We start from the raw sequence: 20330 nt of genomic DNA, 5'->3' as shown, positions 1-20330 counted from the left end.
GTGGAGGAGTGAGGGCACATCGAAGCTCCGTTGCGTGCTGGGAGGCTTGGGAAGGCCGCCGGCATGACGGAGCTTGGTTGCGTGCGGTCGTGTACCCAGCCGGCGTCGTCACCCCGCCGTGACCTGCACGCCTGCAGGGTCGCTCCGACTTCTTCGGGGCCGTTTCGAGTGCGTCGGTGTGGTGGGGCTGGGCTGGCAGGGCGTCGCTGTCCGGTTTTACGATGGGGTGCCCGGGCGGGTGTGAAAGCGTGGGTTCGGGGTGGGATGCTGCAAAGGGACCCCGGCCCGATTCCAGCGGGCCGGGGTCCTTGTGTGGTGCCGGGGTGGCGGTTGGGTCAGCGTCCGCCGTGTCCACCGAATCCGTTGTTTCCGCCGAATCCTTCGTTCCCGCCGTGTCCGCCGAAGTGGTGGCCGATGACCCGGAAGCTGCCCACCACTCCGTTTTCGACGAAGATGCCGTCCTCGACGGGGCAGGGGACCACGCCGTTGCTGGAGCTGTGCGGTCCGACGGTGGCGATGGGGGCGCCGTTGTCGCAGGTGGCTCCGCGGAAGACCTCGACGCTCCTCCGGCTGTCGTTGCGGATGTTCAGGCTGCGGGAGCCCAGGCCGCTCACGACGGTGATGCAGTCGCCCGGGGCGGCCGAGTAGGAACGCTCGTTGATGTGGATCCGGCCTTCGAAGCCCCGGTCTCCGAAGCCTCGGTCTTCGAAGCCCCGGCCTTCGTTGCCCCGGCCTTCGTTGCCCTTGCCGGATTCGCCGCCCAGGGGGGCCATGGCGGGGACAGCCGCCTGCTGGATCATGGGGGCGGCTGCCTGCTGGACCGCGGGGGCGGCCTGGGTCGGCCCGTAGGCGGACGCCGAGGCGTAGGTGATACCGGTGACGGCCAGGCCCGCGGCAACCGCGACGGCCGCGGTGACTACGGTGGGACGGGTATTCATCACGCGCTTCTCCTGATCTCGGGGGATCGGCCGGCCAGCCGACTCGTGATGAACGTACTGACCGGTTCTTATGTCTGTCATATCGGGACATGGGGGAAAGCCGGCAGATTGACTCCGATCAGGTCACAGGGGGTGCTCTTATGCCGTGTCATGGCGTGCTGACGTGTAATCAGATCTCTTTTTCTGTAGTGGACTTGATGCGCCGATACGCCGTCCGGGGGGCTTTTCCGACACTTGCTCACCCTCGGTCGCAGCGTGTCGTTCGTTGACAGATCAGGTCAGACCGGTATTCCCGTCGTACTGCCGGGTGACGGACGGGGCGCTCGAGCGCGTGGGCGGGCCCGTGACGTGACGTGTTGCCGTCCGCAGGGTGACGTTCCCCCTGGTCACGGACAACGGGTGGTGACGCTGCGGGGGCGAGGTTTTGCGTCGTCAGTTCCCTGGTTTCGAGCGGGGGTGGCGTACCCGTGGACGGGGTGCTTGCGCAGACGGGTGTGGTTGTACTCGACCTCGATGAAGCGGAAGACGCCGGCTCGGACAGCCTCAGAGCTCTTGACGTGCTCCCTGGCCTGAGGTTCAGGGATTCCGGCCTGGGTCGTCCGACCCTTCCGGGGGCTTCCTGCTTCACCGCGCTGTGCGGGCACGGGTGCCCGTCTGACCGGCGCTCCACAGGCGTTTGGTGTCTCCGCCCGTCCGGCGGCGACGATCCGGCGTCCCTCGACCAGGACGTTGCGGGCCGCGTTGTGGTCGCGGTCGTGCACCGTCTCGCACGCCCCGCACGCCCACTTCCGGACGTGCAGCGGCTTGGGCCCGTCCCGGAATCCGCAGGCCGAGCAGACTTGGGAGGACGGGAAAGCCCGGCCCACCCTGGCGAAGGTGCGGCCCTGCCGGGCCGCCTTGTACTGCAGCATCCGGGTGAACGCGGACCATCCCGCGTCGTGCACCGACTTGGCCAGCCGGGCGCGGCCGAGGCCGGACACCGCGAGGTCCTCCACATACACCGCTTGGTTGTCGCGGATGATCCGGGTGGAGGCCTGGTGGTGAGGCGGATCGACTGCCGGGTGTCCTTCTTCGACTTGTAGCGGGGCGGCCCGGCCTTGCGGCCCCGCCGCTTACCGGTGAGCGAGTCGAAGAAGTTCTGGTAGGCGGCATCGAGGTCCCGCAGGGACTGCTGCAGGACGACCGCGGAGACGTCGGCGAGCCAGGTGCGTTCCCCGGTGCGCTTGGCCTGGCGTGATGCGCAGCCGGGACGGCTCGGCCGACGTCACGTACGGCAGCCCCGCCGCGTGCGCTTCCCTGCGGTCGCGCAGGCAGTCGTTCCACACCACCCGGGCGCACCCGAACGCCCGCGCCAGCGCACTGCGCTGGGCGGCGTCGGGGTAGGCGCGGTAGCTGTAGCGAAGCTGCACAAACCGTGACGCTACTGCGATTCCATCTCATCAAGGAGCGGAACGACCAAAAGGCTGACAGGCACGTTGTACCGGCGTCTCCCTCTGGGTAACAGCCGCAAAGGCGTCTCCACGGTGCACGTCAGAGCAGTCACGAGATGCATTCATCCCCGGCGTGAACCCCGGGACTTTCTGCGAGGAACCCGGTAAGCGCTGTCCCGTGATCCCGCGAAGCTGAGGGTCATGCCGTGTCCGGACCGGTGCCGATGGCACCGGCCGAGCGAAGCGAATGTCCGAGGTCTCCGGTGAGGATGCGGGGGTGGCGCCGCCCCCGCATGTCGGGGCCGGGCAACCTGTGGAACTGGTCGAGTGCTTGGCCGTCGTCGACGGTCGCGGCCTTGTACCGGTCGTCCAGAGCTTTGATCTGCGGGATCCAGAGCTGGACGACGTGTTCGTCCAGCGGGAGCCACGTCTCATGCAGCCAGTTTCGGCAGTTTGATCAGAAACGGTTCGGGTTCCGGGGCGTCGGACGGGTGTGAGCGACCTGGTGGGGGACGCGCGGCATCTGTCGCCGTCGGCGCAGGAGGCCCTGCGGCTGAGGGCGGTGGCCGCGTCGGTGGCGGGGCGGGGCTGTGAGGACGTGACAGCGGCCTTCGGTGTGTCGCTGAAGGCGGTCGACGCGCGGGTGTCGGGCCCGGCCGGATCGTACTCGAGGAGGTCGGCCAGGCCGCCGGGGCAGGTGTCCTTGATGACTCGGTGGGTGGTCGCACCACTGGAGGGGGTACGTACGGCCGGGGCCACCGTGGTGCGGGCGCCGAGTCGGGCCAGGACGTCCTGCGGGGCCTTTGTCGCCGCCCACCGATCGCCGTGAACGTCTTCGCTCCGGTGACGACGGCGGAGCACGCGATCAGCAGGACTACCACGAACGGGTGAGGCTTGGTGTGTCTGTGCCGCGGGCCGGCCGCGTCGGCCGGCCGGTCGCGCGGTGCTGATGAGCGGGCGATCTGGCCGGGCGGATGGTGGAGGAGTGAGGGCACATCGAAGCTCCGTTGCGTGCTGGGAGGCTTGGGAAGGCCGCCGGCATGACGGAGCTTGGTTGCGTGCGGTCGTGTACCCAGCCGGCGTCGTCACCCCGCCGTGACCTGCACGCCTGCAGGGTCGCTCCGACTTCTTCGGGGCCGTTTCGAGTGCGTCGGTGTGGTGGGGCTGGGCTGGCAGGGCGTCGCTGTCCGGTTTTACGATGGGGTGCCCGGGCGGGTGTGAAAGCGTGGGTTCGGGGTGGGATGCTGCAAAGGGACCCCGGCCCGATTCCAGCGGGCCGGGGTCCTTGTGTGGTGCCGGGGTGGCGGTTGGGTCAGCGTCCGCCGTGTCCACCGAAGTGGTGGCCGATGACCCGGAAGCTGCCCACCACTCCGTTCTTGACGAAGACGCTGTCCTTGACCCGGCGGGGGTGCACGCCGTCGCTGGAGCTGTGCGGTCCGACGGTGGCGATGGGGGCGCCGTTGTCGCAGGTGGCTCCGCGGAAGACCTCGACGGTCCTCTTGCTGTCGTTGCGGATGTTCAGGCTGCGGGAGCCCAGGCCGCTCACGACGGTGATGCAGTCGCCCGGGTGGGCCGAGTAGGAACGCTCGTTGATGTGGATCCGGCCTTCGAAGCCCCGGTCTCCGTGGTCCTTGCCTTCGTAGTCCTTGCCTTCGTAGTCCCGGTCCTCGTTGTCCTTGCCTTCGTTGCCCTTGCCGGAGTCGCCGCCCAGGGGGGCCGCAGCGGGGGCGGCCGCCTGCTGGACCGCGGGGACGGCCTGGGCCGGCTCGTAGGCGGACGCCGAGGCGTAGGTGATACCGGTGGCGGCCAGGGCCGCGGCGGCCGCGACGGCCGCGGTGACGACGGTGGGACGGGTGATCATCACGTGTTTCTCCTGATCTCGGTGGATCGGCCGGGCGGCCGACTTGTGATGAACGTACTGACTGCTCCTCATATCTGTCATATCGGGACATGGGGGAAAGCCGGCAGATTGACTCCGATCAGGTCACAGGGGGTGCCCGTATGCCGTGTCATGGCGTGCTGACGTGTAATCAGATCTCTTTTTCTGTAGTGGACTTGATGCGCCGATACGCCGTCCGGGGGACTTTTCCGACACTTGCTCACCCTTGGTCGCAGCGTGTCGTTCGTTGACAGATCAGGTCAGACCGGTATTCCCGTCGTACTGCCGGGTGACGGACGGGACGCTCGAGCGCGTGGGCGGGCCCGTGACGTGCCGTGTTGCCGTCCGCAGGGTGACGTTCCTGCAGAACGTCTCGATGAAGGCGAAGACCTGACGTTGGCCTCAGGCGGGCATCGCTGTGCACCTGAGGCCGGTCGGCGGGTCCGTGCGAGCGTCCTGGAGACGTGTCCGCCGCCCGTAGCGGGCTCTGTTCATGGTGATGTGGGCGGCTCGTCCGGCGGACCGGAACCTGGGTCATCGGGCCGGAGGCCGGGTGTCATCGACCTCGCCTCCTGGGCGAGGTGGCCCGGCCGTACCGGGGCGGGCCCGCTCAGAGCCACGGCGGCCATGACGACGATGATGCCCTGGATGACCAACGAGCAGACGCCCAGGGGTTCCAGCCGGTTGCCGTAGTCGGCCTCGTCGGTGGGGATGGACGTGGCACGGGTGACGATGTAGCCGATGGTGGTCAGCAACGCGGTGAGTCCTCCCACGACCCAGCCCAGCCGCGGTCCGCGGGTCAAGAGGAAGGGCACGTCCGCGTCGGTGGCCTCATAGACGTGGATCCCGGCATCGGCCGGGAGAAGAGCTCCGGCCACAACGCGCGCCCCGCCGTGCTCCGCACGGCCGCGCGGAGTGGAGGCAGGACTGTCCAGCATGATCCATCCCGTGCTCGATTTCTGGTCAACAGGTCCCACGCGCCACCGCGCGAGCAGGCCAGGGACATGATGCCTGTCGCCGCGGGCCGATCGCGGGCACATGGGGTGGCGTGTCCGGTGCCAGGCCCCTTCGTGTTTTTCTGCTCACCCATCCGCCCCCTTCACCGGCATCTGCACCGGTCCGAGCGGAGGGCGTGGACATCCCGCCCTCCACGTCGTCGACGGCGGGCGGCATGCTGTCGTAGACCTCGGCGGGCGGCCGCGGAAGCCGCCCGCCGACCTCCTCACCGAAGCCCTCGGCACCAGACCCACCGCCCCACGCCCGAGCCGGAGCCGACCCTGATCGCCCGGCCGGGCTCACCAGCCACTCCGGCCGCTCGCAGCGCATCCTCGGCCACCCGTGAGACAGGGCGACCACCACCGTCGCAGCAGCCCCGACGAGACGGCGGCGCCCGGCGCGGGAGGCCCCGCACCGGGCACACACAGGATCCCCCCTGGACGGGTACACCACCAGGGACCGCCGGCGGCGTCCGCCGCGGTCCGCGGTGTACCCCCTCCCCCGGCCCGCCCGGGCGGCACACCGCAAGTACGCCGCCCGGACGGACCGGCCCACGGCCCGGCCGCTCACCTGACACAGGCAAGCCGGCTCACCCACTGGGACAGCGTGAGCGAAGCGGCCGGAGCCCCTCGGGCCGCACCGTGCCGGCGGCGACGATGCCGCGAGCCACGGCCGCAGCCGGCCGCCCCGGACGGGGACGACGCCCGCGGCCGGCCCGGGCCGTCCGCCAGGGCCCTGCGAAGACAGGACAGGTGCGCGGCCACGGCCGCGAGACAGTGATGCTCGTCCCGGCACTCGGCACAGGCCGCCAGATGGGCGCGGACCGCGCTCGTCTCCCCGGGGTCCAGGACGTTGAGGGCGTGTCCTTCCAGCAGGTCACCGATGATGCGGCAATCCCGGGAGGCAGTGAACATGGCAGGTCCCTTCGTGCAGGGGTGGCGATCACCCCGTCCACGGGGCCGGTGTCCGGCCGGCACAACCGGTACACGGCTCCGTTCCATGACCTCACCATCGCCCGGCAACGGCCCCCCGCGCATCGTCCCCGCGCAGCAATTCCCGGCTACCACGGCCGCAGTACCCGACAGCCCCACCCACCACAGCCCCGCCCACGCCAGGGCCACGACGCGCTCCCCGCCAGGGCCACGACGCGCTCCGCGGCCACGCCGGCACTCACCCGGACACCGCAGGACGAGTGCTGTGCTTGTGTCGCCGTTTCCCTGCTCGGGTCTCGTCGACGCACAGGTCGACCGAGTGGAGTGGTCGCGACTGCACAGGGATGACTGACCTCTGTACTGGTTCGGAAGATCCCAGGAAGCCTCATGTGTGAGGCTGACTTTGATCTCCACCGGCGGGCAGCCTGATGCGTGTGCTGCTCCGCCAGGTGCGAGCGCTTCTGCTGGACGTGGGCTGTCACTTGTGTGGCGTGCGGGCTTCTGCACGGGGGTGAGGGGTTCAGGGCCTGTCACCGTCTCTGGACAGCACGCCTGGGACCGTTAGCCGGCGCACGCGAACCGTCCGTCATCAGGAGCGGAGCCAAGCCTCGAAACAGGAGCCGGCCCACAGGGGGCGTGTTTGCCTGACTACTGCCAGCGATGGCAGAATGTGGGAAAGTTGGAAAGTCGGAGAGTCGTGATTTGGCTAAATCCTGGGTAGCCTGGGTAGCGAAGGAGACATGGAAGGTGAGAGTGGGAGGTCATCCATGGCTGCGGCTACATTCCAGGCCAGCGTGCGTGACAAGGGGCAGTTGACGCTGCCCGCAGGCGTGCGCGAGGCGCTGGGGGTCTCCCCGGGTGACGAGATCGAGTTCGAGATCAACGACGCCGGCGTCGTCGAGGTTCACGGACTGAGGAAGATCCGCACCGACCAGGCATGGTTCTGGACGGAGCGGTGGCAGGCCGGTGAGCGCGAGGCCAGCGAGGACATCGCGGCTGGGCGCATGACCCGCCACGAGGACGTGGACGACATGTTCGCGCACCTCGACAAGGAGAGCTGACCTCGACCCCCTGGGAGGCCCATTGCCGACTTTCGCGACGACTGCCCGCTTCGACCGCGACTTCAAGAAGCTCCTTCCGCAGGAGCGAGAGAGGTTCGCGGACACCGTCCGGAACAAGTTCGTACCGGACGTTGCGACGGGGCAGTTTCGGCCCGGCCTCCGGATCAAGCCGGTTCAGGGAGTCAGGCTCCCTGACGGAGAGCGCCCGGTCATGGAAATGACCTGGGCTCCCGACGGGCGTGCCACCTGGCAGTACGGAGATGAACTCCGCGAAGGTGAGCCGCACGTCATCTGGCGCCGGGTCGGTGGACACGAGATCTTCGATCCCGGGCCCGCCTGAGGAGCCGGGAGCGGCCCACGCGTGCATCAGTGGGCCGCTCCCTGTCATCCCGCTGAGGTTCGTGTCCGACTCGGCCGGCCCGGCGGTTGCATGGGTTGACACCCGTGTGACTGTGATCGCGTATCTCCATCATGTCGGCACGCGAGTCGGTGGTGGCCGGCTTCCCCACCGCGGTCGGCACCCTGTGGAAGATCGACAGCACCCACGCGAACCACATGACCCGCGACTTCTACCGTCGTGCAACAGCCACCGACACCCCCAGCGCCGCCTCCGCCCTGCACGACAGGGTCCGACAACTGCGCCGCCGCATCCCCGACCGCCCGCACATCTGGGCGGCGTATGTCCACGCGGGGACGTAGAGGGCACACCGCCCTCAAAAACGAACCCCAGGCCGCTGACGTGGGGGTTTTCGTGGAGCGGGTGACGAGAATCGAACTCGCGCTCTCAGCTTGGGAAACGATGGCGCTTCCAGGGGTTCAGTGGTTCTGACCTGCCCCTATGTCTCTTCTTGGTGCGGTCGCTCAAGCCGATCGCGCCGCTGTTGACCGTGGTTGTCCGCTCTTACGGGCACGCTGTGGGCACGGCGCCGCGAAGTTGAGGAGCACGGTGTCGGTGTGGTCCTCACCGTGCTCGGAGCATCTCGGCTCGCAGACCGGCTGAGCGGTGCCGTTGCAACGGTACGCATTCATGGCGTACCGGCCTGCTGTTCCCCTGCGGGGCGCATGTCGCTGTCGTACACGGTCCGGTAGTCCGGGAGGACAACTCGCGCTGCCGGGGACACCTTCTCGACCTGGGTGAGAAACGCGTCCAGATCCATCGCCGGGTCCCGTACGGGTGAACTACTCAGAGGCACTTCGAAGTTGTCCCAGTGGACGGGTACGACGACGCCGGGGGTGTCCAGCGCACGCAGCAGTCGGGGCACGTAGAGGGGAGTGACCGTGCTGGAGGGCACGGCGATCATCGCGAGGTCGGGGCACAGGCCACGCACTGCCCGCTCGGAGAAGTCACTGGCTCCCATGAGGAACGCCGACGGGCCGCCGACCCCGGCGGTCACCTGGAAGGCGAGGGTGTCGCCCTCGGGCAGGTCCGCGATGGTGCTCGGGACCGTCGTGGGCGGGGCGTTCAGCGTGCCCGGGGCGAAGTAGGAGAACTTTTTGTTGCGGCTGTGCAGGCTCGGCACGACCTCGACGGTGATCCCCCCGAAGTCCAGCACCTCGCCGCCCTTCACCACGGAGATCTGTCCCGCGTCCACCCCCAGGGAGACCAGCAGGTGGTACGTGGTCTCGGTGCCGACCACGCGGGCGCCGGTGGTCCTGGCGATGTGAGGCACGTCGGCGAGGTGGTCCCAGTGGGAGTGGCTGACCAGGACGAGTTCGGGGCGGCCGATGTGCGCGTCCACGATCTCCGGCCGGGTCCGCAGGGGGGTCCGCGGGTCGAAAGCCCCGTTGAACAGGCCCGTGGGGAAGCGGGTGAGATACGGATCGAAGAGTACGGTCCGGTCGCCCACGTCGATACGCCAGCCGGCGGTGCCGAGCCAGCGGAACGACACCGAACCGGCGGCTGGGCCACGGCCCCGGCCGCTGTTCCCGGCCGAGGCGGTGGCGGTCGTGGCCGGGATCAACGGGGAGGCCGCGCCGAGCGCGGCACCGCGCAGCACCGTACGACGGTCGAGCCCGCGGTGGGAGGGTACGTCCAACCTGTCCGTGACATGTGTGTTCTGGGTCATGGCGTCAGGAGATCAGGGCGTGAACTCCCTTGTCCAAGACCAGAATTCGGCTTGAGTGATACGCGAACGCATATGTGGCCTGGTCACCGGCTGTTGCCGCTTTCCCGGAGGTAGCCGACCGCGATTCCTGCGGCTCTACCCATCGCGGTGTCCACCGTGGGGCGGGAGGCGGCCAGGTCGTGGGTGCGGGCGAAGACGGCGATCGCGTAGTGCGCGCCGTCGGGGTAGCGGGCGACGCCCGCCTCCATGTGCAGCCCCGGCAGGGTTCCGGTTTTGGCCGCGACCGTGACGTCGTCCGGGAAGCCCGACACCAGACGGTGCCGGAATACTTGGCGTCCCATCAAGTCCCTTACGAACGCGCAGGCTTCTGGCGGACCGGCGGCATTGCTCCAGATGAGCTGGAGCAACCGGGTGATCTCGCGGGGTGTGCTCGCCGTGGTGTGGCGGGGGTCCAGTACGGCCAGCCGTCTCTTGCGGTCATCCGGCAGGGCGGGGTAGCGGACGGCGAACTCGCGCTCGTCGCGCGCTCCGACCTCCGCGAGCATCGACTCCAGCAGGTCGCGCGGGCCGCCCACGATCCGGGTCCGTTCCATCCCGAGTTCCTTCGCGAGCAGTCGTACGGTGTCCAGGCCGATGCGGGCCAGCAACAGGTCGGCCGCCGTGTTGTCGCTGACCGACATCGCGAAGTGGGCCAGGTCGCGCAGTGACAGTTCGACGTCGTCCAGACAGCCGGCGGTGCCCCAGCCGCCGAGCCGGTCGGCCGCGGTCACCCGCACCCGCTCCCGCGGGTCGAGCTGGCCGGCGACAACCTGCCGGGCGAACTCCAGTGCCAGCAGCACCTTGAAGATCGAGGCGATCACGACGGGGGCGTCGGCGCCCACGGCGACTTCATGGGCACCCGGCTCCGCGCCGGCCTCCCCAGCGGCCCCCGCGCGCACGTGAAGGGGGAGGACGTGCAGCTGCCCTTCGGCGCCCGCACCGGCGAAGACCTGCCGGATCCGTTCCTCGATCACTGTTTACCCCTTGCCGTCGATTCGTTCCGATCACCGGATTGTGGTCGGCCTGGCCGGCCAGGTGTTGTCCGGACGATCATGGGAGTCCCCGGTGATGGCGAACACATCATCATGGAGCCCCCTCACAGCGGCCTCGCGTACGATCCTGACCGTGGATCTCTTGCGCCACCTGCGTCTTTTCGTCACCGTGGCCGACGAGCTGCACTTCAGCCGGGCCGCCGAGCGGCTGGGCATGGCGCAGCCGCCGCTCAGCCAGGCGATACGTCGGCTGGAGAAGGAGCTCGGTGCAGAGCTGTTCGACCGCTCGCAGCGCGGCGTCCGGTTGAGCGCCGCCGGGGCGGCACTGCTGGAGGAGGCCCACGAACTCCTCGCCCGGGAGGAAAGGCTGCGCGCGCTGGCCCGCCGTGCCACCGACGGTGGCCTCGGCACACTCCGCGCGGGCGTACCGCCCGACACCACGGCCGCCGTGCTGTCCGCACTGCTGACCGCCTGCGCGGAGCACGCTCCGGGGCTCTCCGTCGACCTGCAGGAGGTCACCACCGAGGAGCAGGTGCGGCTGCTCTCCTCCGGAGGGCTGGACGTCGGGCTCGTGCACCACCCCGTCGACGCCACCGAACTGCGACTCGGCCCCGAGATCTTGCTGGACCTGGGCATCGTCCTGCCGCGTACCTCGCCGCTGGTTCAGATGCCGGAGGTGACGCTCGGTGACCTCTCGGGCCACGACCTGGTGCTCTTCCCACGGGCACACGCACCCGGCTGGTACGACCGGATCCTCGACGTGTGCCGCACCGAAGGCTTCGTACCCGGCCGCCTTCGGCATGCGTCCAACCCCGAGTTCCTGCTCGCCCTCGTGACAGCGGGCCGCGGAGTCGCCTTCGATCAGGGGCCGATGGCCCGCAAGGAGCCCCGCGTCGCCTGGCGGCCACTGGCCGACCGACCCCTCACCCTGCGCATCAGCGGCGCCTGGCCCGTCGGCCGCGGAGCCCACCCGGCCGCCCGCCGCTTCGCGGAACTCGCGGCCGACGTCCTGGCCCGCGACCACACGGCAACCTCGAGACGCGAGGGCCTCCCGCGCCTCCCGGACGAGGCCCCCCGCCCGTGGTCGGTGGTCTACGGCTAGGTGTGCTGTTGCGTCGCACGAGGCACTGACGTCCAGAGGATGAGCCAGGTGTGGTGGCGGATCCGTCAGGCCGGCGCGGCAGGGCGCGGACCGCCACGGAAGACCTGGCGGGTGTGCCATGCGCGGTGGCCGGCCGCGACCGGGCCCGCCCACTGCAGCGGGTTGTGCACGTAGGCCCAGGGGGTCGGGCGTGACGTAGCGGACGGTCTCCGGGTCGTAGTGCCGGTGGGCGTTGTAGGGCGGCCGGGTCTCGGGGGCGACGTACTGGCCGGGAAAGCGCAGCGGCGTGTAGGCGTCGGCGTCCCGGTTCCAGGCCGTCAAGAAGGCAACCGAGAAGTCTTCCGGAACGAATCCGGCACGCGGCAAGTGATCACCGCGCACGACAACAAGGTCCAGGTCTCTGACCTGGACCTTGAGCATGGAGCGGGTGACGAGAATCGAACTCGCGCTCTCAGCTCGGGAAGCGACGGCGCTTGCGCGGCCGCATGGCTGCTGCCCTGGGAAGATTCGTTGTACTGCGGCAGGTGTGAGGGCCTGCCGGCACCGCTGTTGACCGTGGTTGTCCGCTCTGAAGGGCACGCTGTGGGCACGACGTCGCGGGGTGGACAAGCGCCGTGCTCGTGTCGCCTTCTCCGCGCTTGGGGCTCGTCGACGCGTAGGTCGACTGAGGAGAGTCATCGCGACTGCACATGGATGGCTGACCTCTGTCCTGCTCGGGGTCGTTCCACGGCGTCGGGCTGTGCCTGTCATGCCTCGGCACGGGGCCACCTTGTGCGACCGGAGAGCGGTCGTCGTCGAGGCACTCCGAGGTGAGCGGGTCCTGGAAGGCTCCGACGAGCCACTGCCCGCCGGGACGGTGAGTCGCTTCGGCGGGACCTCGAACATGCCCTCTGCGGGCGCGCTTTCCGTTCTCACCGGACGCCTCGGTGGCCAGGGTGAGGCTGTCCGGCCGGTCGCCGTCGTCGCGGTAGGTGATCTCCCTGGTGACAGGCTTGTCGTCGGTGTGTGGCCACTGCGTGGTGCCGAAGCTCAGTGCAGGGCCGGCGGTCACCTGCCGGTCGATGGCCTGCTTCAGGTCCGTACGGCTCGTGCCCTGCGCGAACACGGGGAGGCTCTTGGCCGGTTGGGCGGAGGAGGCGAGCGCGGCCCTGATCCGCTCGCCGGTCCGGTCTGTCGGCGCGCGAGACGGACGTGGTCCGGCTCGTGGCCACCGGTCTCACCAACGCGGAGATCGCCGCCGAACTGTCCATCTTCGTGGGCACGGTGAAGACCCACCTGGGCAACGTGCAGACCAAGCTCCCCGCCCGTAACCGCGTCGAGATCGCCGCGTGGGCCTGGCGGTCGGGCATCGTCGGCGGGTGAGGACGAGCCCTGGCACCAGGACTCACTCCCGCTCGGTTTCTAGGAACGGTTCTCCTCGTCCCGCCCCCACTCGGAGGAACCGAGCGGATGGGTGTACGCGGGCCGTCCCGCGTTCCCGCTCGTCCGGAAGGGGTTGCCGTGGTCGTCGACGCGTACGGTGCCCCGCCGGTCACCGCTGGACCAGGCCAGTTCCAGGTACCAGCTCACGTGGTGCGCCCGCGCGTCCGCGAAGACGTAGAAGACTTCGGGATCGGACTCACTCACCTTGTACGGGAAGTCCCGCTGACCGGCCCGGGGGGAGAGCACGGGCCGCCCGGCGTCGAGGTCCACCCCGAAGGCCGCCGTCTCCACGTCACCACCGCACCCGACGCCCATCGTGAAGTCGTTCCAGGCGAGGGGCGCGCTCTTCTCCACCACCCGCACGTGCAGTTCCTCCAGGACGACGGTGGCCCTCCCGGTGCCCTGCACGGTCAGCGCGAGCATCTGCTGCCCGCCGGCGACCCCGCCCAGCGCGGTGACCCACCCACGCGCGTCCGGCTCACCCGGCGGCGGAGGCACCTGCTCGGGCTTCCGGTCGATCAGGTAGTGCTGGCTGCACGGCCCTTCCCACTTGTACGGATTGACGGCGACGGTCGGCGCGGTGGCCCCGTCCTCGGAATCGCCGCCCCGGGCCGCCCCGGCCGCACCGTTCCGGGAGGCGGGGGCAGAGGCAGAGGCAGAGGCAGAGGCGGAGGCGGAGGCGGAGCCGGACGTCGTGGGAGTGGCACTGTGCGAGGCGGACGGCGAGGCCGACCGGCCCTTCGCGTCGGCCGACTCGGGGGCGCCGGGGCTTTCGCCGCCGGAGCCGACGGACCGGGAGGCAGCTCCCACCGGCCGCTTCCCGCCCGGGTCGTCACCACCGTCGCTGAGCACGAGACTCACCATGAGCGCGGTCGACACGACGGCGGCGGCCCCGGCGAGGACGACGGTACGCCGCCGCGCCACGGGAGCCTTCGCCGCGGATCGCCGCTCACCCTCGGGACCGGTCCCGGTCGCCGCTCCGGCCTCCGCTGCCCCGGTTCCGGCCTCCGCCGCTGTCCGTGCCCGCGGTTCCTTCTCGGCAGGGGCCCCGCCCGCCTTCTGCCTCCGCCGGGCATCCGCGAGTACCCACCGCCGATGCAGTTCCACCAGTTCCTCGGGCGTCGCCTTGCACACCCGCGCGAACCGTTCCACGGGCGCGTAGTCCGTCGGCACCGCGTCCCCGTTGACGTACCGGTGAAGTGTGGACGCGCTCGTGTGCAGCCGCTTCCCGAGCACCCCGTAACTGAGCCCGGACCGCTCCTTCAACCGCCCTAACAGCTCGGAGAATTCGTCTCCCGCCATGCTTCCGTTCCCTCCCCACGTCCCGGACCCCCGTCCCAGGGGGAGGTCATTCCCCCAGGTCAGAGCCGTTGCAAGCGTTCCAGCGTCCCGGATTCCCCGGCAGTCGTGGCAGTCGGGACGGATCACCGCACAAGCTGGGGCCATCCAAGCACGCCGCTCCCCGAATCCGGGCGAACGGCCCCTGCCACGACACGTACTGCCCAAGGGGGACCACATGTCCACACGCACCCACCGCACCCGTGTGTTCGCCGCCGCCGCCGCGTTCGCGGCCGCCGCGCTGACGCTGACGGCGTGCAGCAACGGAGAGGGCGTCCACGACGAGGGGGCAGCGGCGGGATCCGCATCCACGTCGGCGCCCACGTCCTCGCCCGCGGCGAGCGGGGGAACCTCCACCGGGGCGGGGCAGACCGAACCGGCGGGCTGGGTCTCCGGAGACTCGGCGGGCGGCGCGGTCGGTTCGAGCGGCACCACGGGTGCCACGGGCTCGTCGGGTTCCGTGGGCTCCAAGGACCCGGTGTCCGCCTCGACCCCCTGCTCCAGCACCTCCACCCGGATGACCGCCACGGAGGTCTCCCGCCCCCTGAACCACCTTCTCCTCACGGTCACCAACACCGGTTCGAAGAACTGCGACCTCATCGGCTATCCGGCGGTCCGGTTCGGCGAGGCCCAGTCCGTCCCGCCGGCCTTCGAGGACTCCAAGCCGCAGGCGGTGGTCACGCTGGCCCCCGGCGAGTCGGGCTATGCGGGCGTCCTCCTCTCGGCCGCGGACGGCAGCGGCTCCCACGGCTACACGACCAAGTCCCTCCAGGTCTTCTTCAACGACGGCGCGGGCACCGCCCGCCCGTCACTCCCCGCGAAGGGCGTGTACGTGGACGACTCGATCGGAGTCTCGTACTGGCAGTCGACCATGGCCGACGCCCTGGCCTGGTGAGGCACCGGCTCACTGACGCCACGGTTCGGAAGGCCAGGACCACGGCCGCGACGGAGGCGTCCGCCGATCCTCCCGGCACGGATCCGGCACGCGACCACTGACCACAGCAGACGGCAAGAAGGCCCGGGTCGCATGACCTGGGCCTTCTCCATGAAGCGGGTGACGGGAACAGAACCCGCGCTCTCAGCTCGGGAAGCTGCGATCGTTCGTGGACGGTTCGAGCGCTGAGCTGGACGAACGTACGGTCCTCACTCCTTCTGGGCTCGACCGTCTTCACCGTGGTTCCCCGCTGTTCCCCGATCGATCTGGTGCGGTAGTGGTGCAGCGCTGCGGCGCCCAGGAGGGGACCAGTCGTCCACACTCCCTTCCTGATCCCCTCCTTCAACCGGGATGCCCGGCTGCTAGCGTCCGGCACCATGTGGGCTCAAGAGATCGTGGCCGGCCGACCGGCCTGGCGGCACACCCCTTCCGGAGTGGTCTTCCGGGCTGTTCCCGGTGGGACGTTCCGGATGGGCCTGTCCGACGCGGAACTGGACGCGGTTCGTGCCATCGAGCGGGTCGACGGCGCCGATGACGACCTCGACGCGTTCTTCACCAGCGCTGACCGGGCCCGGCCGGTGCGGGAAGTGCGGGTCGAGCCGTTCCTGATCGCCCGGCATCCGCTCACGGTGGCGCAAGTACGGCACTGGCTGCCCGAGTACGAGGACAGCTTCGCCGAATCGGATTCGAGAACGGCCCGGCTTGAGGACGACCTGGACGACCTGCTCGAAGTATTGCCGTTCCGGCTGCCCAGTGAGGCGGAGTGGGAGTACGCGGCCCGGGCAGGTACGACCACCCTGACCTTCCGGGGGGACGGGAGGCCGGACGAGGACCAGGTGCTCGACGACTTCTCCGACGAGGAGCGCACCGCTGCGGCCGAGAACGCCTTCGGGCTGGCGGCGATGGGGTCGGCGAACGAAATCTGCGCCGACGTGTGGATCCCGCATTTCACGGACGCGCCCGCGGACGCACGCTCCCGCACCGGGGACGGCCCGCGGGTGGTGCGCGGAGGCGGCGGCGACCTCTCTCCGTGGCAGGGCTGCGACGAGTGGCTGCTGTTGCTCTCCGCCACCCGCGACGAACTCCAGGACTTCACCGCGGTCCGCCCGGTCGCACCCGTGCCAACCCACTAGCGGCATCCGGCAGATGCAACACGTACAGAGAACGCGTCCCTTGGGGGTCGCCGGCACAGCGACGGCGCCTGTTCCGGCAGCCTGAGAAGCTGCCGACGAGACGGGGACAGCCCAAGGGGTGGGGATGTTGTTCATGATCGCTGGCCTGGTGATGGTCGTTGCGGCCATCGCATGGGCAGTCCTGGGAGTGCACGCCTTGCTTCTCGGCCGTATGCCGGGGCAGTGGCTCCCTGGGCTGGTGCGGCAACCGAGGCTGTGGGGAGCGGGAGCCCTGCTCATGCTGGTGAGCTGGAATCTCGGCTCGCCGTCGCTACTCGTGGTCGGAATCGGGATCGTCGCGCTGGGGCACGTCGCGAAGCCCACGCGCTGACCCGGCCAGTCGGCACGGTAGGCGACTGCAGCCAAACGCTGGACACCCCAACCCTCCTCGTCGCTCCACTCGCGCACCGTCGCGGTCACGACTGCGGTGTCCTTACGGGGCCCTCTGCGGCGGCCCATCTACCGCTCCCTTCGCGTATGGCGCCATCACCGGTTGATCGGGATCTCGTAGACGATCTCGCAGTGAGCCGCGGGCACCACGATGTCCGCCGTCTCCACTGGGCGACCGTCGTCGCTGTAGTACGTCCGCCGGATGTGCGTGACCAGGGCAGCCTTCTGGACGCCGAGCAACGGCGCCTCCTCGGCGGTCGCCTGCCTCGGCTCCGGCTGCTCCACGGCGTGGCTGACCGTGATGCCGATCGCGGCCATGCGGTTCACGACGCCCGCTCCTGCGTGCGGGCCTCCCTCGGGCAGAACGACGAGAGTGCCGGCGGTGAGGTCGTACGGCTCCCAACTCGTCGACAGCTGCACCGGCCTGCCGTCCGCCAGGAACTCGTACGTCGTCCGCACGCACAGCTCGCCTTCGGCGATACCGAGACGCGTGGCGATCTCCGCCGGCGCCGGGACCTTGGCCTCGGTCCGGCTCTCCCAGTCGCCTTGCCTGCCCACGGCCTTCATGTCCGCCCGGAACGGCGAGCCGCTGGGCTGCTCGCGCGCCGATGACCGGACCACCCGTACGCGCTGCCGTGGCTCGGCGACGTAAGTGCCGGAACCGGCGCGGCCCTCCAGCACACCTTGGGAGATCAGCAATTCCTGTGCCCGGCGTACCACGTTGTCGCCGACGCCGTACTCCTGGCCGATCTGGGCGCGGGAGGGAAGTCGGTCCCCCGGCTCCCACTCGTGTTCTGCGATCCGCCGCCGCAGCTCGTCGGCGATGCGGAGATAGGGCGGTTGCTCAGACATATGGAAAATCTAGTCCACTAGCTCTAACCTAGTTAACTAGCTTTACTCAAAGTGATCGCCGCTGACCGGAGGGCTGCCTTGTGCCTGCTTCCAAGGTGCGCGCGGAGGCCATCGCAGCCCGGTTATCGGCCGTCGGGCTCGCCACGCGCGTGGAGGAGCGCGATGACTGCACGGCCATCGAGGCGGAGGTGCCGGAACCACTCTCCGCGGAGTCATGGCGGGAGGTCCTGGAAGCGCTGGCCGATACCGACCGCTTCGGCCTTCTCGCCACCAGTTCGAACGACCGCACCCTCTGGGCGGTCGTACACAAAACGGTCCCCGCGACGGGCGACGTCGGGGGACCGGGTCATCAGCGATAGGGGCTGAACACCGTGCTCAATCGTATCCGCCGTACCGCCTCGCGCCTCAGGGAGCGGTACCGCCACAAGGGTCGGCACCGCCGCTCCGAAACACCTGCGTGGCCGGTGGCTGTGTCCCCGGAAGTCGCTTACGGCGCGGTGCTGTTCCTGCGTCGGCACCGCGAGCACACGGGCGTTCTCGTGGGGGAGGAAACGGCGCTCGTCCGCCCGTACGTACTGGCCAGTGAGGCGCGAGCACGGCACCGCTCGGCGGCCATGAGCCGCGCTCCCCTCGCCGGCCCTTGGTACGCCTCGGCGGGTGACCGCTGATGCCGTCCCGCCAACAGCCCCACACCACCCAACCGGGGCCCGACTCCTACCGGTCGGCCTCCTGCCGCATCGGCACACACCACGCCTGCGCGGAGTCGTCCCCGGTCGCCGCACCGGTCGACGTGCCGGTGATCTACGAAGCCTGCGACTGCTCGTGCCACACCATCGCCGAGTGCCCAGTACCGACAGAGGCGGCACGGTGAGGGGGCCGGCACTCAGCGGCGCGGTGCTCTCCCCGGTCGAGATCACCTCGACCAGCGTGCAGCTCGGCGACGTCATCCAGGTCGGGGGCCAGCAGTGCCGGGTGACCGACCTCTTCCAACTGCCCGGCGGAGCCAAACGACTCGTTTTCGACTCGGGCGAGTTGCTGACCATCCACACGGGGACCTGGCTCGTCGCCCTGCGGCTCGTGCGAGTGAGAGGCGGTGACCCCGCCCGTGCCCTCACGACGCGACGCCATCGCCGATGACCTCCGGAACCGGATCGCCACCGGTCGGCTCAAGCCCGGTGAACGCCTGCCTTCTGAGGCGCATTTGGCGGAGCAATACATGGTCAGCACACCGACGCTGCGGAACGCCCTCGCCGTACTTCCGCCGGTACTCCTTCGTCAGCGCGTAGTCCGCCCCGTCGGTGGTCCAGGAGGCGGTGGGGTCCTCGGGGGCCACGGGGGTGTAGGTGAACCCCTGCTTCTTCATGCAGGCCGCGATCGCGTTCTCCAAGAGGTACTGCTTCTTGAGGTCGGCGTTCGCGTCGGCGGGAATGTCGAGCTGCCCCGACGATCCGGCCGTGGTCTTCTCACCGTCCGACGCGTGGGACTCCGAGCCGGTGTCGGTGTCGGTTCCGGTGCCACAGGCCGCCAGCAGCGGCAGCAGGCTCACCGCCGCCGTCGCGGCCAGTCTCCGGGCAGTGCGGGAGCGAGTCGTTTACTTCCGTCCGATCGGGAGGGCGGGGGATTCTGCGGGCGTGGGAGAACGCGGAGTCCACGGTGGTGCCGGCAGTTCATGGAGCTGGGGTCGGTACATGACCGAGCTGTAACGGCCGACCGCCGTGACGGCCGGCTCGGGGACCGGCGCCGGTCATACGGGCGGCCCGGTGACGAGGTCACCCTTCTCGTCGTAGGGCCAGGCGTTGGCGACGCAGCCGTGCAGGCCCTTGATCTGCTGCATCATCACGGGGGCCAGTTGCCCGGCGCCCCCGCAGGTCACGTGCGAGTGACCGAGGAAGTGCCCCATCTCGTGGTTGATGATCAGCGCCCGGTAGTCATGGATCGGTCCGTCGAAGGTGGGCGAGCCCTTGACCCAGCGCTTGAGGTTCACCACCACCCCTCCGGGAACCTCGCAGTTGTACTCGCCTCCGGTGTCCTGCTGGATGCCCGCCCAGCACAGGGCGTCCGCCGTCGCCGGTGTCGCGATCCTTATCGTGATGTCGTGCGGCGATCCCGCGCTCACCAGCTGGAACGCGTTGTCCGGGTCGTGGGTCCAGCCCCGCGGGGCGGTGAGTATGTCGGCGATCTCGTTCGCCGCCTGGGACGGCGAGATGTCGAGGCCGATCTCGACCTCCACGACGTAGCGCACCGGGCGGGAGCCGCTGCCCACCGCCTCCCCACCGGCCTGCGCGGTGACGAACGTCCCGCTGCCCGTCGGGGGGACGTCGATCTCGGTCCGGCTCGCGGAGGGGGAGGGGGTCGGTGTGGGTGTGGGGGTGGGTGTGGGAGTTGGAGTGGGAGTGGAGGTGACGTGCGTGCTCCGCGGTTGCGGCGCACCGCTCGGCGCGTCGCTCCGCCCGCCTCCCAGGAAATACGCCGCCGGGCCCAGTAGGCCGGCGGCCACCAGCAGGCCGATCAGCAGGTTCCGGCCCCGGTGGCGCGGCCGTCCCCGGCGACGGGAGGACCGGCGCCGGCGGCCGGCGCGGTGACCGGCCGCGGTGCTGCCGGTGGGGGGTGCGGACTGCCGCTGTCGTGCCGAATGCATGGCAGCTCAATCTGGTGATTCCAGATGATCGCGATGAGCCGGCACTGTCACGGAAGGGTAACGGAGCCCCGCGCTCCCCGGCCCGTGTGATCGTTGTGTAACGGCGGGCGGAGAGGGGCCTTCCTCGGGACGGTCACCTCGTCCGGCCT

General features: G+C 69.9%; 18 protein-coding genes and 4 pseudogenes. 11 read left to right on the top strand and 11 right to left on the bottom strand.

Annotation, left to right across the window (positions count from 1 at the left end; all coding sequences use genetic code 11):
* Positions 1-335: 335 nt before the first annotated feature.
* The 5 genes and pseudogenes from PYS65_RS17290 to PYS65_RS17270 form a co-directional block, all read right to left on the bottom strand.
* Positions 336-938, bottom strand: a complete 603-nt coding sequence (locus tag PYS65_RS17290) for a hypothetical protein (RefSeq protein ID WP_279334847.1) — start codon at positions 936-938, stop codon at positions 336-338.
* A 572-nt stretch (positions 939-1510) separates the two neighbouring features.
* Positions 1511-2347, bottom strand: a pseudogene (locus PYS65_RS17285) (RNA-guided endonuclease InsQ/TnpB family protein); the annotation flags it as partial.
* Positions 2348-3680: 1333 nt separating this feature from the next.
* Positions 3681-4229: a hypothetical protein gene (locus PYS65_RS17280; protein ID WP_279334846.1), complete on the bottom strand. Its 549-nt coding sequence runs from the start codon at positions 4227-4229 to the stop codon at positions 3681-3683.
* Between the two features lie 509 nt (positions 4230-4738).
* Positions 4739-5185 (bottom strand): hypothetical protein, encoded by a 447-nt coding sequence (locus tag PYS65_RS17275; RefSeq protein WP_279334845.1) that lies wholly within the window; start codon positions 5183-5185, stop codon positions 4739-4741.
* Between the two features lie 624 nt (positions 5186-5809).
* On the bottom strand, positions 5810-6157 hold the full coding sequence (locus PYS65_RS17270; protein ID WP_279331636.1) for a zf-HC2 domain-containing protein: 348 nt from the start codon (positions 6155-6157) through the stop codon (positions 5810-5812).
* Positions 6158-6942: 785 nt separating this feature from the next.
* On the opposite strand from PYS65_RS17270, the gene PYS65_RS17265 reads away from it, so the two are divergent.
* A complete protein-coding gene (locus tag PYS65_RS17265; RefSeq protein ID WP_279334844.1) occupies positions 6943-7236 on the top strand; it encodes an AbrB/MazE/SpoVT family DNA-binding domain-containing protein in 294 nt (97 codons plus the stop codon).
* A gap of 471 nt (positions 7237-7707) precedes the next feature.
* Positions 7708-7935, top strand: a complete 228-nt coding sequence (locus PYS65_RS17260; RefSeq protein WP_279334843.1) for a CHAT domain-containing protein — start codon at positions 7708-7710, stop codon at positions 7933-7935.
* 326 nt (positions 7936-8261) lie between these two features.
* On the opposite strand, the gene PYS65_RS17255 is transcribed toward PYS65_RS17260, so the two are convergent.
* Both PYS65_RS17255 and PYS65_RS17250 read right to left on the bottom strand, forming a co-directional pair.
* On the bottom strand, positions 8262-9302 hold the full coding sequence (locus PYS65_RS17255) for an MBL fold metallo-hydrolase (RefSeq protein ID WP_279334842.1): 1041 nt from the start codon (positions 9300-9302) through the stop codon (positions 8262-8264).
* An 83-nt stretch (positions 9303-9385) separates the two neighbouring features.
* Positions 9386-10315, bottom strand: coding sequence for a serine hydrolase (locus PYS65_RS17250; protein WP_279334841.1), 930 nt, complete (start codon positions 10313-10315; stop codon positions 9386-9388).
* 160 nt (positions 10316-10475) lie between these two features.
* On the opposite strand from PYS65_RS17250, the gene PYS65_RS17245 reads away from it, so the two are divergent.
* Positions 10476-11435, top strand: a complete 960-nt coding sequence (locus PYS65_RS17245; RefSeq protein WP_423836161.1) for a LysR family transcriptional regulator — start codon at positions 10476-10478, stop codon at positions 11433-11435.
* A gap of 159 nt (positions 11436-11594) precedes the next feature.
* Here the strand turns inward: PYS65_RS17245 and PYS65_RS35220 are convergent.
* A pseudogene (locus PYS65_RS35220) lies at positions 11595-11756 on the bottom strand (RHS repeat-associated core domain-containing protein); the annotation flags it as partial.
* 843 nt (positions 11757-12599) lie between these two features.
* On the opposite strand from PYS65_RS35220, the pseudogene PYS65_RS17235 reads away from it, so the two are divergent.
* A pseudogene (locus PYS65_RS17235) lies at positions 12600-12797 on the top strand (response regulator transcription factor); the annotation flags it as partial.
* 39 nt (positions 12798-12836) lie between these two features.
* Here PYS65_RS17235 and PYS65_RS17230 read toward each other — a convergent pair.
* Positions 12837-14159, bottom strand: coding sequence for a helix-turn-helix domain-containing protein (locus tag PYS65_RS17230; RefSeq protein WP_279334839.1), 1323 nt, complete (start codon positions 14157-14159; stop codon positions 12837-12839).
* Between the two features lie 214 nt (positions 14160-14373).
* Between PYS65_RS17230 and PYS65_RS17225 the strand changes: the two genes are divergently transcribed.
* The 3 genes from PYS65_RS17225 to PYS65_RS17215 all read left to right on the top strand — a co-directional run bounded on the left by PYS65_RS17225 (position 14374) and on the right by PYS65_RS17215 (position 16632).
* Positions 14374-15090 (top strand): DUF4232 domain-containing protein, encoded by a 717-nt coding sequence (locus PYS65_RS17225; protein ID WP_279334838.1) that lies wholly within the window; start codon positions 14374-14376, stop codon positions 15088-15090.
* A 416-nt stretch (positions 15091-15506) separates the two neighbouring features.
* Complete coding sequence (locus tag PYS65_RS17220; RefSeq protein ID WP_279334837.1) at positions 15507-16262, top strand: formylglycine-generating enzyme family protein; 756 nt, start codon at positions 15507-15509, stop codon at positions 16260-16262.
* Positions 16263-16386: 124 nt separating this feature from the next.
* Positions 16387-16632: a hypothetical protein gene (locus PYS65_RS17215; protein ID WP_279334836.1), complete on the top strand. Its 246-nt coding sequence runs from the start codon at positions 16387-16389 to the stop codon at positions 16630-16632.
* A gap of 155 nt (positions 16633-16787) precedes the next feature.
* On the opposite strand, the gene PYS65_RS17210 is transcribed toward PYS65_RS17215, so the two are convergent.
* Positions 16788-17543, bottom strand: a complete 756-nt coding sequence (locus PYS65_RS17210) for a GntR family transcriptional regulator (protein WP_279334835.1) — start codon at positions 17541-17543, stop codon at positions 16788-16790.
* Between the two features lie 80 nt (positions 17544-17623).
* Between PYS65_RS17210 and PYS65_RS17205 the strand changes: the two genes are divergently transcribed.
* The 4 genes and pseudogenes from PYS65_RS17205 to PYS65_RS35215 all read left to right on the top strand — a co-directional run.
* Positions 17624-17902, top strand: a complete 279-nt coding sequence (locus tag PYS65_RS17205) for a hypothetical protein (RefSeq protein ID WP_279334834.1) — start codon at positions 17624-17626, stop codon at positions 17900-17902.
* Positions 17903-18007: 105 nt separating this feature from the next.
* Complete coding sequence (locus PYS65_RS17200) at positions 18008-18211, top strand: hypothetical protein (protein WP_279334833.1); 204 nt, start codon at positions 18008-18010, stop codon at positions 18209-18211.
* 172 nt (positions 18212-18383) lie between these two features.
* On the top strand, positions 18384-18680 hold the full coding sequence (locus tag PYS65_RS17195) for a hypothetical protein (RefSeq protein WP_341483690.1): 297 nt from the start codon (positions 18384-18386) through the stop codon (positions 18678-18680).
* Positions 18637-18741 (top strand): annotated as a pseudogene (locus PYS65_RS35215) (GntR family transcriptional regulator); the annotation flags it as partial. The gene PYS65_RS17195 and the pseudogene PYS65_RS35215, both read left to right, overlap by 44 nt.
* 546 nt (positions 18742-19287) lie before the next feature.
* On the opposite strand, the gene PYS65_RS17185 reads toward PYS65_RS35215, so the two are convergent.
* Positions 19288-20181, bottom strand: coding sequence for a DUF3152 domain-containing protein (locus tag PYS65_RS17185; RefSeq protein WP_279334832.1), 894 nt, complete (start codon positions 20179-20181; stop codon positions 19288-19290).
* Between the last annotated feature and the right edge of the window lie 149 nt (positions 20182-20330).

It is taken from the genome of Streptomyces cathayae, assembly GCF_029760955.1.
Classification (GTDB): Bacteria; Actinomycetota; Actinomycetes; order Streptomycetales; family Streptomycetaceae; genus Streptomyces; species Streptomyces cathayae.
This window is presented reverse-complemented; position numbering and strand designations above follow the sequence as displayed.

Bases quoted from the DNA above. Each gene is read 5' to 3' on its own strand.
- PYS65_RS17290 (WP_279334847.1), bottom strand. From the start codon at position 938: ATGAATACCCGTCCCACCGTAGTCACCGCGGCCGTCGCGGTTGCCGCG.
- PYS65_RS17280 (WP_279334846.1), bottom strand. From the start codon at position 4,229: ATGATCACCCGTCCCACCGTCGTCACCGCGGCCGTCGCGGCCGCCGCG.
- PYS65_RS17275 (WP_279334845.1), bottom strand. From the start codon at position 5,185: ATGCTGGACAGTCCTGCCTCCACTCCGCGCGGCCGTGCGGAGCACGGC.
- PYS65_RS17270 (WP_279331636.1), bottom strand. From the start codon at position 6,157: ATGTTCACTGCCTCCCGGGATTGCCGCATCATCGGTGACCTGCTGGAA.
- PYS65_RS17265 (WP_279334844.1), top strand. From the start codon at position 6,943: ATGGCTGCGGCTACATTCCAGGCCAGCGTGCGTGACAAGGGGCAGTTG.
- PYS65_RS17260 (WP_279334843.1), top strand. From the start codon at position 7,708: ATGTCGGCACGCGAGTCGGTGGTGGCCGGCTTCCCCACCGCGGTCGGC.
- PYS65_RS17255 (WP_279334842.1), bottom strand. From the start codon at position 9,302: ATGACCCAGAACACACATGTCACGGACAGGTTGGACGTACCCTCCCAC.
- PYS65_RS17230 (WP_279334839.1), bottom strand. From the start codon at position 14,159: ATGGCGGGAGACGAATTCTCCGAGCTGTTAGGGCGGTTGAAGGAGCGG.
- PYS65_RS17225 (WP_279334838.1), top strand. From the start codon at position 14,374: ATGTCCACACGCACCCACCGCACCCGTGTGTTCGCCGCCGCCGCCGCG.
- PYS65_RS17220 (WP_279334837.1), top strand. From the start codon at position 15,507: ATGTGGGCTCAAGAGATCGTGGCCGGCCGACCGGCCTGGCGGCACACC.
- PYS65_RS17215 (WP_279334836.1), top strand. From the start codon at position 16,387: ATGTTGTTCATGATCGCTGGCCTGGTGATGGTCGTTGCGGCCATCGCA.
- PYS65_RS17210 (WP_279334835.1), bottom strand. From the start codon at position 17,543: ATGTCTGAGCAACCGCCCTATCTCCGCATCGCCGACGAGCTGCGGCGG.
- PYS65_RS17185 (WP_279334832.1), bottom strand. From the start codon at position 20,181: ATGCATTCGGCACGACAGCGGCAGTCCGCACCCCCCACCGGCAGCACC.